The 12,376-nt window shown below is 74.0% G+C and carries 16 protein-coding genes; 6 read left to right on the top strand and 10 right to left on the bottom strand.

The genetic code is table 11. The annotated features are described in order from the left end of the window. Positions 1-4: 4 nt before the first annotated feature. From CMN_RS13970 to CMN_RS13940, 7 genes are all read right to left on the bottom strand, one after another. A complete protein-coding gene (locus tag CMN_RS13970; RefSeq protein WP_015491427.1) occupies positions 5-721 on the bottom strand; it encodes an HAD family hydrolase in 717 nt (238 codons plus the stop codon). A 48-nt stretch (positions 722-769) separates the two neighbouring features. Beyond that, entirely contained in the window at positions 770-2,428 is a 1,659-nt protein-coding gene (locus CMN_RS13965; protein WP_015491426.1) for a glycosyltransferase family 2 protein, read from the bottom strand. Between the two features lies 1 nt (position 2,429). Beyond that, positions 2,430-3,629 carry a hypothetical protein gene (locus CMN_RS13960; RefSeq protein ID WP_015491425.1) on the bottom strand — a complete coding sequence of 400 codons (1,200 nt, stop codon included), beginning with the start codon at positions 3,627-3,629 and terminating at the stop codon, positions 2,430-2,432. Positions 3,630-3,811: 182 nt separating this feature from the next. Then, on the bottom strand, positions 3,812-4,507 hold the full coding sequence (gene nucS, locus CMN_RS13955; protein ID WP_015491424.1) for an endonuclease NucS: 696 nt from the start codon (positions 4,505-4,507) through the stop codon (positions 3,812-3,814). 62 nt (positions 4,508-4,569) lie between these two features. Continuing rightward, positions 4,570-4,776 (bottom strand): hypothetical protein, encoded by a 207-nt coding sequence (locus tag CMN_RS13950; RefSeq protein WP_309485192.1) that lies wholly within the window; start codon positions 4,774-4,776, stop codon positions 4,570-4,572. 29 nt (positions 4,777-4,805) lie between these two features. After that, on the bottom strand, positions 4,806-5,066 hold the full coding sequence (locus tag CMN_RS13945; RefSeq protein WP_015491422.1) for a ribbon-helix-helix protein, CopG family: 261 nt from the start codon (positions 5,064-5,066) through the stop codon (positions 4,806-4,808). Between the two features lie 32 nt (positions 5,067-5,098). Next, the gene (locus tag CMN_RS13940) at positions 5,099-5,992 is read right to left on the bottom strand and encodes a DMT family transporter (protein WP_015491421.1); all 894 of its coding nucleotides are present in this window, start codon (positions 5,990-5,992) and stop codon (positions 5,099-5,101) included. Positions 5,993-6,143: 151 nt separating this feature from the next. Between CMN_RS13940 and CMN_RS15395 the strand changes: the two genes are divergently transcribed. After that, positions 6,144-6,365 carry a GNAT family N-acetyltransferase gene (locus CMN_RS15395; protein ID WP_231853758.1) on the top strand — a complete coding sequence of 74 codons (222 nt, stop codon included), beginning with the start codon at positions 6,144-6,146 and terminating at the stop codon, positions 6,363-6,365. Then, entirely contained in the window at positions 6,366-6,683 is a 318-nt protein-coding gene (locus CMN_RS15390; protein ID WP_269446370.1) for a GNAT family N-acetyltransferase, read from the top strand. Here CMN_RS15390 and CMN_RS13930 read toward each other — a convergent pair. After that, positions 6,680-7,240, bottom strand: coding sequence for a GNAT family N-acetyltransferase (locus CMN_RS13930; RefSeq protein ID WP_041465589.1), 561 nt, complete (start codon positions 7,238-7,240; stop codon positions 6,680-6,682). The two genes, CMN_RS15390 and CMN_RS13930, sit on opposite strands and share 4 nt — an antisense overlap. A 55-nt stretch (positions 7,241-7,295) precedes the next feature. Then, positions 7,296-7,823: a hypothetical protein gene (locus CMN_RS13925; protein WP_015491419.1), complete on the bottom strand. Its 528-nt coding sequence runs from the start codon at positions 7,821-7,823 to the stop codon at positions 7,296-7,298. A 38-nt stretch (positions 7,824-7,861) separates the two neighbouring features. On the opposite strand from CMN_RS13925, the gene CMN_RS13920 reads away from it, so the two are divergent. The 4 genes from CMN_RS13920 to CMN_RS13905 are packed head-to-tail and all read left to right on the top strand — an operon-like array spanning position 7,862 to position 10,969. Beyond that, entirely contained in the window at positions 7,862-8,581 is a 720-nt protein-coding gene (locus CMN_RS13920) for a class I SAM-dependent methyltransferase (RefSeq protein ID WP_015491418.1), read from the top strand. Between the two features lie 41 nt (positions 8,582-8,622). Further along, entirely contained in the window at positions 8,623-9,138 is a 516-nt protein-coding gene (locus CMN_RS13915; protein ID WP_015491417.1) for an ASCH domain-containing protein, read from the top strand. Continuing rightward, positions 9,135-10,082: a methyltransferase family protein gene (locus CMN_RS13910; protein ID WP_015491416.1), complete on the top strand. Its 948-nt coding sequence runs from the start codon at positions 9,135-9,137 to the stop codon at positions 10,080-10,082. Before CMN_RS13915 ends, CMN_RS13910 begins: the two co-directional genes overlap by 4 nt. A gap of 26 nt (positions 10,083-10,108) precedes the next feature. Beyond that, the gene (locus CMN_RS13905; protein ID WP_015491415.1) at positions 10,109-10,969 is read left to right on the top strand and encodes an aldo/keto reductase; all 861 of its coding nucleotides are present in this window, start codon (positions 10,109-10,111) and stop codon (positions 10,967-10,969) included. Positions 10,970-10,988: 19 nt separating this feature from the next. Here CMN_RS13905 and CMN_RS13900 read toward each other — a convergent pair whose 3' ends face one another. Further along, a complete protein-coding gene (locus tag CMN_RS13900) occupies positions 10,989-12,323 on the bottom strand; it encodes an MATE family efflux transporter (RefSeq protein WP_015491414.1) in 1,335 nt (444 codons plus the stop codon). Between the last annotated feature and the right edge of the window lie 53 nt (positions 12,324-12,376).

Genomic DNA, 12,376 nt, shown 5'->3' with positions numbered 1-12,376 from the left:
GCCGTCAGGCGGCGGGTCGGTCGACCGCCGGGAGCAGCCGGGCCTCGAGCTCGGCGGCCGTCTCGACCACGGCGATGGTGCCCGCGGCCTCAGCCGGGGCGCCGTAGCCCCAGCCGACCATCACCGTCGGGATCCCGTGGGCGGCCGCCCCGAGCACGTCGTGCTCGCGGTCGCCCACCATCACGACGTTGCCGAGGTCGATCCCGTCCGCGCGCAGCCGGCGGAGGGCCTCCTCGATGACGTCGGCCTTCGCGGACCGCACCTCGTCCTCGCTCGCGCCGCAGATCTCGGTGAAGAGGCCGGCGATGCCGTAGTGGTCGAGCACGCGGCGGGCCTGCGACTCGGGCTTGCTCGTGGCGAGGGAGAGCGGGATGCCGGCCGCGTGGATCGCGCGCAGCACCTCGGGCACGCCGGCGTACACCGAGCTGTCGAAGACGCCGCCGCCCGCGTAGCCCTCGCGGTAGTGGGCGAGCGCGCGCTGCTGGGCGTCGTCGTCCATGCCGGCGAGGTCGCGGAACGAGTCGAGGATGGGCGGGCCCACGTACTCGAGCAGCTGGGCCGGGCCGGGCACGGGCAGGCCCATGAACACGAGGGTCTTCGCGAGCTGCGCGGTGATGCCGGGGGCCGAGTCGGTGATGGTGCCGTCGAGGTCGAAGAGGATGCAGCTCCAGGGCGCGGAGCCCGCGGCGGGGGACGGCGGGGACGTGTCGGGTGCGGTCACGGGCCCACCCTACGAGGGTCCGTGGGGTGTCCGCCGGGACCCTCCCCGTCACTGCTGGGTGAGGCCGTGCTCCGTCTTCTCCCAGTAGTGCGGCCGGGTGAGCAGCTGCCAGAGGCCCTTGTACGCGGCGATGGAATGGAGGATCCAGTAGACGGGGTTGAGGAGCGACCACAGGATCAGGTGGAACGTGCCGCGCTTGAACGGCCCCATCATCGAGACGTAGACCATGACCCCGTTGCCGATGAGGAAGTTGAACAGGCTCGTCCAGAGCGCCCAGGCCGGGAAGACGGAGGAGAGGGCCGTGGTCGGGATCGCCAGCGACGCGATCGTCACGAGGTAGAAGGGGATCACGCCGAGGAACGTGGCCGGCGTCCCGCCGATGAGCAGCGCGAACGACAGGAAGCGCACGATCCCGACCTCGCGGATCAGGGCGACCGGACGGCGGGCGTGCACGAGCGTCGTCTGCATGTACCCCTTGATCCACCGGGAGCGCTGGCGGATGAAGTTGGGGATGGAGGTGTTCGCCTCCTCCATGGTGGTGGAGTTGATGACGCCCACGCGGTAGCCGACGGCCGAGGCGCGGATGCCGAGGTCGGCGTCCTCCGTGACGTTGTACGGATCCCAGCCGCCGAGCTCCATGAGCGCGCCCGTGCGGAAGTGGTTCGAGGTGCCGCCGAGCGGGATCGGCAGCTCCGAGTGGTCGAGGCCCGCGAGCATGTAGTCGAACCAGTACGAGTACTCGAGCGTGAACATGCGCGTGAGGGCGTTCTCGGTCGCGTTGAAGTAGTTGAGGGCGGCCTGAACGCACACCATCTCGGGGCCGCCGCGCTCGAAGGCGATGAGGGACTTCTTCAGCTGGTCGGGATCCGGGGTGTCCTCGGCGTCGTAGATGACGAGGAACTCGCCCGACGCGAGGGTGAGGCCCACGTTGCACGCGCGCGGCTTCGTCTGCGGCTGGCCCGCCGGCACGGTGACGATGTGGAAGTGGGCGGGCGGGTCCGCGTGCACGATCGCGTCCCGCGTCTCGGAGTCCTCCTCCTCGATGAGGATCAGCACCTCGAGCTTGTGCGCCGGGTAGTCGAGCCCGCCGAGGTTCTCGATGAGCTGCGCGACGATGTTGGCCTCCCGGAACACCGGCACGAGGACCGTGTAGACCGGCAGGTCGGCGTCGTCGAGCCGCGCGACCTCCGACTCGGTGACGCGCTCCACCACGTCGAAGCGCGCGCCCTGCAGCGCCACCAGGAACTTGAACGTCGTCGCCGCGAGGAACGCGAGGCTCACCACGGAGAGCGCGCCGACGGCGGTCTGCCGCGGCCACACCACGGCGAGGGCGACGATGACGACGGCGGCCACCAGGGCGCCCGTCTTCTGGCCGCGGGAGAAGACGTAGCGGCCGGACAGCTCGGGGTTCCGGCGGAAGAGCCGGTTGGCGGCGTCGTCGGCGACGGCCTCGCCGCAGATGAGGAGCACCGCGTCCTTGAGGTCCCACGGATCCACCTCGGTGAAGGAGACCGGGCCGCCGAGGCCAGCGGCCAGGGCGTCGGCGAACGCTGGCTCGCGGTGGCGACCGTCCGTGGCGACGAGGTGCCGTCCGTCATCGAGGCGGCGGATCGGCAGCCAGCCCTCGGCGAGGTAGCGCTCCCGGGGTCCCCGCCGCACGGGCTCCGGGTCGATGTCGTCCTGCCACGTCGGCTGCGCGATCGTCATCTCAGGCCCATTCCATGACGCGGGCGATGGACCCCATCCAGTCGAGGACGACGGGCCGGTTGTACGCGGCCGCCCACGCGATCACGATCTGGACCCCGGCGACGATCGTGATCAGCACGTCGGCCCGTCGCGTCGTGGCGGCCGGGAGGATCGCCATGCCCATCATCGTCATGATGAAGAAGGTGTTGCCGGCGGAGTTGGCGGGGATGAGGCCGAGGATGTAGCCGACCAGCAGGCCGAGGAACAGCAGCGTGGAGATAAGCACGGCGCCGGGGCGGCGGACCAGGAGCGCGAGGATCCAGCCGGAGATCATCGGTGCGAGCAGCAGGAAGCCGTTGAGGGTCGTGACGAGCTGCGGGACGGTGTCCCAGAGGGCCGGGTCGTAGCCGAACTGGTCCGTGAGGAACGCGAACGGCCGGTGCAGGAACACGAGCTGCAGGAACGCCACGGTGAGGAAGGCCGAGAGGGTCGGGAACAGCAGCACGAGGATGTTCGACGCCCGGGCCCCGCGCTCGCCGCGGCGGGCGAGCGAGATCAGCGGCGCGGCCAGCCCGATGACGACGATGTAGACGATGCCGCTCGCGCTCGACAGCGCAGCGAGCGAGAACAGCAGGCCCGCGCGGAAGCCGGCCTGCGTGTTCCGGTACGCCACGAAGCGGACCATGTTGGTGGCGCCCACGCCGAACGCCGCGACGCCGAGGAACGCCTCGAGGTTGGTCGTCACCATGTGGGCGAAGAGCGGGTTGGCGCCGAGGGCCGCCATGAACATGGCGGACTCGACGGGCGGGAAGCGGCGCTGCTGCATCGCCTGGAGCATCTGCTGGAGGAACGGACCCGCGATGAGGGCGCCGACGATCCCCAGGCCGAGCGTCCCGCCGGGGGTGATGGCCGCGATGATCGTCCCCACGGGCGGGTAGAGGTCGCCCACCCAGGCGGCGTCGGCGCGGGTCCAGTCGATCCGGGCGACCCGCGCGAGGAGGTCGGCGTTCACCGTCGTCGTGGCCATCGGCGCCTCGCCCGCCGCCCGGTCGCCGAGGATCGCGACCACGAGGTAGGGGAGGGAGAGCAGCAGGCGCATCAGCCAGCGGTTCCTCGAGCTGCGCGGGTACGGGTCGATGCGCACGCGCGCGGCGGTCGCCCCCGCGCCGGCGCCCTCGGCCCGGGCGGCGGCGCGGGAGGCGGTGGCGTGGATCGTGGTCACGGCGTCGTCCCGACGACCGCATCGGCACGCCTCACGTCCACCCCCGTAGATGCGGCGGTGAGCCGTCGCCCGTTCGACGCTAGGCAGGGGTCCGGGCAGTGCACAGCCCCCGAACGGGGGTACGTCGCCAGGTGGACAGGCGCGCGCTCGCGAGCGAGCGGGCGGGCCGCGGGCGGATCGGGTCAGAACAGGCGCGCGTGCCCGTCGTCCATGCCGCGCATGGCGTCGTAGTCGAGGAGGAGGCAGCGGATGCCGCGATACTCGGCGAGCGTGCGGGCCTGGGGCTTGATCTCCTGCGCGGCGTAGACGCCCGTGACCGGCGCGAGGTGCGGATCCCGGTTCATCAGCTCGAGGTACCGGGTGAGCTGCTCGACGCCGTCGATGTCGCCGCGGCGCTTCAGCTCGACGGCGACCGACTTGCCCGCCGCGTCGCGCGCGAGGATGTCGACCGGCCCGATGGCGGTCATGTACTCGCGGCGCACCAGCTCGTGGCCGTCGCCGAGCAGGTGGATCTGCTCCGCCAGCAGCTTCTGCAGGTGCGCCTCCACGCCGTCCTTCACGAGGCCCGGGTCGACGCCGAGGTCGTGCGCGGAGTCGTGCAGCACCTCGTGGATCGAGACGACGAGCATGTCGGCCGTCTTCGGCTGCACGACGCGCCAGATCTCGCGGACGCCCGCGAGCGCCTGGTCGTCGTCGGGCTCGACCTCGACGATGGTGCAGGGCGGGCTCATCCAGTTGAGCGGCTTGTAGGAGCCGCCGTCCGAGTGGACGAGGAGGCTCCCGTCGGCCTTGACCATGAGGAGGCGGGTGGCGAGGGGGAGATGCGCGCTGAGGCGGCCGGCGTAGTCGACGGAGCAGCGGGCGATGACGAGACGCACCCGGCGAGCCTAGCCGGGCGTCGGAGGGGTGCGCGTCGCGGCGGGGGCGGCGGCGGTGCTCGTCATCCCAGGAGATCGAGGTACTGCGGCCGGCACCTCACGGCGTGGATGACCTCCTCGGTCCCGTCGTCCCACACGAGCACGACGGTCTCGAGGAGACGAGCTGCGGTGTCGAATCCCACGCGGAGCTGACGCTGCGGCTCCTCGTCGTCGAGGGGACCGGAGACGAGCGGCGTCGACGCGGCTGCCATGGCGTCCTCGTCGGCCACGCCGTGCTTCCGCGCGGACGCGCGGACGATCACGCGGCGTGCGACCAGGCGTCGAGCGCCGCGCGGATGGCCTCGGAGCGGTTCAGCCCCTCGCGTTCGGCACGAGCCATGACGGCCTCGAGCTCCGCCTCGGTGAGCCGCACGGGGATGACCTTGGCCGCCGCCTCCCCACGGGGAGCGCGGCCCCAGCGGGCGCGGAGCGCGCCGACGTCGTATCCCGCCTCCGCCTCGTCGACCCACTCGTCGACCTGCGATTCGTCGACTTCCCTGTCGTTGATGATGCGCGCCATGCGCTCATCGTATTACGGAAGGGTTCGACGCTCTACCCTTCGGCGGATCCGCGTGCGGCACGGCGGCGGCCCTGGGAGAGGAGCACGCCGAGGAGCACGAGGACGGCGCCGGCGGGCTCGTTCCAGTGGAGGGTCTCGCCGAGCACGAGGATCCCGAGCGCGACGCCCACCACGGGCGTGATGTACGTGACGGTCGAGGTGGCGGTGGGGCCCCAGGCGAGGAGCACGTTCATGTTCCAGAGGTACGCGAGGCCCGTGCCCACCACGCCGAGCACCACGAGGCTGAGCACGACGGGGAGGTCGAGCGAGACCGGGCCGGTCGCGAGGAACGGGGTGGCGACGACCATCGCGGCGGCGCCCATGCCGATCTGCATGAACGCGGTGACGACGCCGGGGATGCCGCGGTGCGTGAGGAAGCGGCGGAGGTAGCCGAAGGTGATCCCGTAGCAGAGGGCCGCGCCGAGGCACGCGAGCTGGCCGGCGAGCTGGAGCAGCGGCTCGCCGGACGCGGCGGCCTCCGCGCTCGGGGCCAGGCGCCACGGGCCGATGATCACGACGACGCCGACGATGCCCAACGCGATGCCCGCGAGCTGCCGGCGGCCCAGCTTCTCGACCCGGAAGGCGAGGGTCGCGAGGAGCGCCGTCATAATCGGCGTCGTCGCGTTGTAGATGCTCGCGACGCCCGACGTGACATGCTGCTCGGCCCACGCGAACAGCGAGTACGGGATGGCGGATCCGACGACGCCGACGACCGCGAAGTGCAGCCACACGACGCGCTCCTTCGGCAGCGGCAGCCGGCGCGCGGCGACGATGAGGCCGAGCGCGATGGCGCCGAGCACGAGCCGCGTCCACGAGACCTGCCCGAACGAGACGCCCTCGAGCGCGACCTTCATGAAGAGGAAGCTCGCGCCCCACACGGTGCCCATGGCGGCGAACTGGACGGCGACGCGGCGTCCGCCGGGGAGCGCGAGCGGCGAGGCGGAGGCGGGGGATGCGGAGGGCGCCGGTGCGCCGCGGGGTGTCACGTCGTCACTGTATCGGCGGGGTGCGACGCGTCCGGCGTGGGAGGCTCGGGCGATGACGACGTCGCCGGTTCCCGCCCCCGTGCTCGTCACGGCGCGGTTCGCGCTCGAGCCGCTGGTGGTCGGGCACGCGCGGGAGATGGTCGGGGTGCTCGCGGATCCGGCGCTGTACCGCTTCACCGGGGGCGAGCCGCCGTCGCCCGCCGCGCTCGAGGCCCGGTTCGCGCGGCAGGCGGTGGGGCGCTCGCCGGACGGAACCGCGCGGTGGCTCGTGTGAATTCTCCGCGAGCGCGCGTCGGGCCGCGCGGCCGGGTTCGTGCAGGCGACCGTGATCGGCGACCGCGACGGCGACGGCGACGGGGTGCGCATGGCCGAGGTGGCGTGGCTCGTCGGGACCGCGGCGCAGGGATCCGGCGCGGCGGCCGAGTGCGCGGCCGCGATGGTCGCGTGGCTGCGGGAGGGCGGCGTCGCGATCGTGCGGGCGCACATCCACCCGGATCATGCGGCGTCCGCGGCTGTGGCCCGGCGGCTCGGGCTCGCGCCCACCGACGAGCGCGTCGACGGAGAGATCCGCTGGGAGTCGCCGGCGCGCTAGGCGCCGGCGGGCGACGGATCGCCGAGCTCGCACACCATCCACACGGTGTCGCCGTCCTCGGGATCCGGCGTGACGCGGCCGCTGTCCGCGAAGCCGGCCTTCTCCAGCACGCGCACGGACGCGGAGTTCCAGCGGCGGACCGTCGACCACAGCCGGGTGCGGCCGGTCGCGCGGGCGGCGTCGACGACGGCGCGCGCCGCCTCCGTCGCGAACCCCGAGCCGTGCACCTCGCGCAGCAGCTCGAAGGCCATCTCGGGCTCCTCGACGGAGGCGCTGCCCACGACGAGGCCGCAGTAGCCGATGACGCCCGGCTCGTCCCGCCGCTCGATCGCGAGCAGCCCGATCCCCGTGCGGAGCGACTCCTCCGCCTGCACCGTCAGGCGGTCGAGCACCTGGTCGCGCGACGGGTGCCCCTCGTCGTCGACGCGGCGGTGCGCGGAATGCCGCGGGTCGCGCTCCGCCCACAGGCGGTGCACCACGTCGACGTCCGCCGGGCCGAGCGGCCGCGTGCGGAGGCGGGCGGTCTCGAGGAGCGGCGCGAGCGGGGAGGCGGGCATCCCCATACGCTACGTCGGTCGCCTCGGGGACGGCCGGGATCGGATCCGGAGCGGATCAGTGGACGGCCAGCTCCACCGCGAGCACCGCGACGCCGAGCACGGCCACGCCCGCGAGCACCAGGAGCTTCACGCCGAACCCCACGCGCAGGCGGCGGACGGCGATCAGCGTCACGAGCACGAGCGTCCCCACGAGCACGATGGAGATGATCCGCAGGGCCGCCGTCAGATCGAGAGCGCCGAGCGCGGAGAGCCCGAGGATGGCGAGCGGCGCGGGCAGCACGCCGAGGGAGCTGATGCCGACGTAGAGGATGTGGCCGACGTCCCGGCGATCCGGCACCTCGCCGTCGCGCACCATCTGCGCGATGCACTCGGCCACCGACACCGCGAGCAGCGTGCCGACCACCGTCAGCAGGAGGGTGAGCGCGGCGCCGCCGACGGTCGCGTGCTCCGCGTCGCGCACGGTCGCGATGGTCACCGCGAGCGCCGTGAACGTGACGTAGATCCGCTCCTTGAGCGCCTCGGAGCGCTGCGCGGCGTCGGGGGCGCGGCGTCCGCGGGCGGGGTGCTGGTTCGGGTCGGTCACGTGATCAGGCTAGGCGCACCGCCCGATACCGTCGGAGCGTGCCCGACCTCGATCACCGCCTCGTCGCGCTGTACGACGGCGACAATCCCGACGGACCCGACCACGACTTCGACCGGGCGCTCACCGAGGAGGTGGGCGCGCGGTCCGTGCTCGACCTCGGCTGCGGCACGGGCATGCTCACCGTCTCGCTCGCGACGCCCGGGCGCCGGGTCGTGGGCGTGGATCCGTCAGCCGCGATGCTCGACGTCGCCCGGAACCGGCCCGGCGGCGACGCGGTCGAGTGGATCCACGGCGACAGCCGCGCGCTGCCGCCCGGCCCGTTCGACCTCGCGTTCCTCACCGGCAACGTCGCGCAGCACATCCCGGATGCCGAGTGGATGCGCACCCTCGCCGACCTGCGCCGGTCCCTCCGCGCGGGCGGCACCCTCACCTTCGAGAGCCGCAACCCGGCGGATCGCGCGTGGGAGCGGTGGGCGGGTCCCGCGACGACCCGCGACACCGCGCACGGCCCGCTCGAGGAGTGGCTGGACGTCGAGGAGACCGGTCCGGGTCGCGTCACGGTCGTCTTCCGCAGCCGGTTCGTCGCGACGGGCGAGCTGGTCTCCGACGTGCAGGAGTTCGCTTTCCGCGACCGCGCGACGATCACGGCCCAGCTCGACGCGGCCGGCTTCGACGTGGACGCGGTGCACGGCGACTTCGCGCGGGTCCCGCTCACGGAGGCGTCCCGGGTGATGGTGTTCGTGGCGCGGGCGGTCTGAGGGATCCTGCGGCCGTCCGACTGCGTGGGAGCATCGGATCCATGCCCGATGCGCCCGCGCCCGTCTCCCCGCCCGACCGTGCGGCCGCCGCGCGGATGTGGGCGGCGTACGCCGAGGCGCACCCGCAGGCCGTCGGGGCCGGGCCCGAGCACACGGTCGAGCACTTCGGGGATCACGCCCGGCTCGCGGACGAGCTGCTCGGCATCGTGCTCTCCGGCCGGAAGCGCGCCACCGCCGAGCTGGTCGCCGACTTCCTCGCGCGTGGCGACGAGGTGCCGCGCATCGGCTCGCACTGGATCGCGTGCGACAGCACCGGGGCGCCGCGCATCGTGATCCGCAGCACCGAGCTCCGCGTCGGCCCGTTCGCCAGCGCCGACGCTGCCTTCGCGCGCGACGAGGGCGAGGACGACCTCTCCCTCGAGAGCTGGCGCACGCAGCACCGCATCTACTGGGAGCGCGTGAGCGCGGCCCGCGGCGCCGTGTGGTCGGAGGGCGACGAGATCGTCTTCGAGCGCTTCGCCGTGGTGTGGCCGCCGGAGCACGCGGACCCGCGGTGAGTCGCGCGTCGCGCCTCTTCCCCGCGCGCGCATGGGCGCGCCTCTGGTTCGCCGCGCAGGCGCTCGGCGGGGCCGCCTGGTGGATCGCCGTCCCGCTCGTCCCGGCGGTGCGCATCGCGACGCTCGGGTCCCTGGATCCGCTGCCCGTCGCCCTGCTCGACATCCCGCTGTTCGTGGTGGGGTCGGCGCTGGCCGCGACGGGGACCCGGTGGGCGGCCGTCGTCGCGTCCGCGTGGACGCTCCTGGTCGCCGTCGCGCTCGCCGTGTACGCGACGGTCACGACCGAGGCCGGGATCGGCGTCGTGATCATGGCCGCGGCGGCCCTCGGATCCCTCGTCGCCTGCGCCCTCCTGCTCGTCGGTCGGCTACCGACCCGGTGGGCGTTGATCGGCCCGCTCGCCGCGCGCCCCGCCGATGCGAGCGCCCCCACCTCGCGGCACGTGACGGCGACGGCCCTGCAGATCGTCGTCTTCTGGGGCTCCTTCCTCGTCGTCGCGCCGCTCAGGATCCGCTGGCTCGAGCTGCGCTGGCGGGTGGCCGTGCCGCTGCCGTCGTGGACACTGCCCGTGGGGATCGCCGTGCTGGTGATCGCGAGCGCGCTCGGGATCTGGTCGGCCGCCGCCATGTCGACCCGCGGCGGCGGCACCCCGCTCCCGGCGGCGACCGCCACGCGCCTCGTGATCGCGGGCCCGTACCGCTTCGTCCGCAACCCGATGGCGCTCGCGGGCGTGACGCAGGCGGCGGCGGTCGGGCTGATGCTCGGATCCTGGCTCGTGGTCGCATACGCCGTCATCGGCTCGTCACTCTGGAACCATGTCGTGCGGCCGGGCGAGGAGGCGGACCTCGAGGCCCGCTTCGGGGATCCCTTCCGTCGCTACCGCGCTGCCGTGCGTTGCTGGGTGCCGACGTTCCCGGGCGTCGCGGCGACACCGCGCGGACGCTGACGCGGCGACCGGCCGGACGGACGAGGATGGACGCGATGGCTGACACCGACACCCCCACGACCACCTTCCCCGACGGCCGCACCGCCGTCGCCCTCGCGCAGGGCACCTGGAACATGGGCGACGACCGTGCCGCCCGGGCGACCGAGCTCGACGCCCTGCGCGCCGGGATCGACGCGGGCCTGACCGCGATCGACACCGCCGAGATGTACGGCAGCGGGCTATCCGAGGAGCTGGTCGGCGAGGCCATCGCCGGCCGCCGTGACGAAGTCTTCCTCATCAGCAAGGTCCTGCCGTCGAACGCCTCCCGCCGCGGCACGGGCGAGGCCGCCCGCCGCAGCCTCGCGCGCCTCGGCACCGACCGGCTGGACCTCTACCTGCTGCACTGGCGCGGATCCCACCCCCTCGCCGACACGGTCGCCGCCATGCAGGAGCTCGTCGAGGAGGGGCTGATCCGCGCGTGGGGCGTCAGCAACCTCGACGCCGACGACCTCGACGAGCTGGCGGCGATCCCCGGCGGCGCCGCCGCGCAGACCGACCAGGTGCTCTACAACCTCGCCCAGCGCGGGCCCGAGCACGACGTGATCCCGTGGGCGCGCTCCCGCCGCATGCTCGTCATGGCGTACTCGCCGCTCGACCAGGGCCGGCTCGCGACGGATCCGACGCTCGCCGCCCTCGCCGAGCCGCTGGGCGTCAGCGCGGGCCAGCTCGCGCTCGCGTGGGTCGTCCGCCAGGCGCCGCACGTCTTCGCGACCGCCAAGGCCGCCACGGCCGCGCACGTCGCCGACAACCGCGCGGCGCTGGACCTCGTGATCCCGGAGGAGACGCTCGCGGAGCTCGACCGCGCGTTCCCGGGGCCGCGCGGCGCGGGTCCGCTCGCGATGTACTGACGCGCGAGCCGCCGCCGGCTCAGGCCCGCGCGACCCCCGTCACGATCCACCGGTCGCCGCGCGCCCGCAGGCCCAGCGTCAGCGCCCGCGCCCCGATGTAGACGAGGCCGAAGGCGGCCCACAGCGCGAGGAGCGCGGGGGTGCCGGCGACGCGGCCGGTCCCGGTGAGCCACGCCACGAGGATCAGCGCGGGCGCGTAGATCGCGAGGTTCACGAGGCCCGCGAGCGCGAGGTAGCGGGCGTCGCCCGCGCCGATGAGCACGCCGTCGAGCACGAACACGTACCCGGCGACCGGCAGGCCCACCGCGAGCACGAGCGTCACGGCGGTGAGCATGCGGTGGATCCCCGGATCGCCCGTGAAGACCGGCCCGAGCAGCGGCGACAGGGCCGCGAGCACGAGGCCGAGGATCGCGCCGAGGCCCACGCCCCACTGCACCAGCCGGCGGGCGACAGCCTGGACGCGCGGCACGTCGTCGGCGCCGAGCCCGTGGCCGACGAGCGCCTGCCCGGCGATCGCGAGCGCGTCGAGCACGAACGCGACGGTCGAGAACAGGCTGAGCGCGATCTGCAGGGTCGCGAGCCCGGTGACCCCGAGGCCCGCGCCCACCGCGACCGTCGCGAGGATCGCCGCCCGGAGCGACGCCGTGCGCACGAGCAGCCAGCCGCCGGACGCCGCCGAGCGCGCGACCCCGCGGAGGCCGGGCCGCAGCGTCGTGCCGGTCTCGCGGGCGGCGCGCACGGCGATCAGGACGAACACCGACGCCATGCCCCACTGCGCGAGGACGGTGCCCCACGCGGATCCGGCGATCCCGAACCCGAGCCCGTAGATGAGGAACGCGTTGAGGGCAGCGTTCGCCGCGAAGCCGGAGACGGCGACGACGAGCGGCGTGCGCGTGTCCTGCAGGCCGCGGAGGAGGCCGGTCGCGGCGATGACGAGGAGCATCGCGGGGATGCCGGCCAGCGAGATTCCGAGGTAGGTGCGCGCGGCGTCGACCACGGCGGCGGTCGCGGCCGGGTCCGCCTCGGTGCCACCGGTGTCCGCGAGGGCGCGCACGAGCGGATCCGCGACCACGAGCCCCACAACCAGCACCACCGCGCCGAGCGCGAGCGCGAGCCACAGGCCGTCGATGCCCGCGCGGATCGCGCCCGGCCGGTCGCCCGCGCCGAGCCGCCGCGCGACCGTGGGCGTGGTCGCGTACGCCAGGAAGACGAGGAGGCCGACGATCGTCTGCCGGATCACGCTCGCGATGCCGAGGCCCGCGAGCGGCGCGCTGCCGAGATGCCCGACGAGCGCGGTGTCGGTGAGCAGGAACAGCGGCTCGGCCACGAGCGCGCCGAGCGCCGGCACCGCCAAGGCGAGGATCTCGCGGTCGAGCGGGCGGCGGATCCGCGGGCGGCGCCCGGTGG

The sequence above is a fragment of the Clavibacter nebraskensis NCPPB 2581 genome (assembly GCF_000355695.1).
GTDB classification, from domain to species: Bacteria; Actinomycetota; Actinomycetes; order Actinomycetales; family Microbacteriaceae; genus Clavibacter; species Clavibacter nebraskensis.
Note: the sequence above shows the minus strand (reverse complement) of the source record. Positions and strands in the feature narration are given on the sequence as shown.

What these genes read in the sequence shown, in the direction of transcription:
- CMN_RS13965 (WP_015491426.1), bottom strand. Translation starts at nt 2,428, where the DNA reads ATGACGATCGCGCAGCCGACGTGGCAGGACGACATCGACCCGGAGCCC.
- CMN_RS13945 (WP_015491422.1), bottom strand. Translation starts at nt 5,066, where the DNA reads ATGGCGCGCATCATCAACGACAGGGAAGTCGACGAATCGCAGGTCGAC.
- CMN_RS13940 (WP_015491421.1), bottom strand. Translation starts at nt 5,992, where the DNA reads ATGGGCACCGTGTGGGGCGCGAGCTTCCTCTTCATGAAGGTCGCGCTC.
- CMN_RS15395 (WP_231853758.1), top strand. Translation starts at nt 6,144, where the DNA reads ATGACGACGTCGCCGGTTCCCGCCCCCGTGCTCGTCACGGCGCGGTTC.
- CMN_RS13930 (WP_041465589.1), bottom strand. Translation starts at nt 7,240, where the DNA reads ATGCCCGCCTCCCCGCTCGCGCCGCTCCTCGAGACCGCCCGCCTCCGC.
- CMN_RS13915 (WP_015491417.1), top strand. Translation starts at nt 8,623, where the DNA reads ATGCCCGATGCGCCCGCGCCCGTCTCCCCGCCCGACCGTGCGGCCGCC.
- CMN_RS13905 (WP_015491415.1), top strand. Translation starts at nt 10,109, where the DNA reads ATGGACGCGATGGCTGACACCGACACCCCCACGACCACCTTCCCCGAC.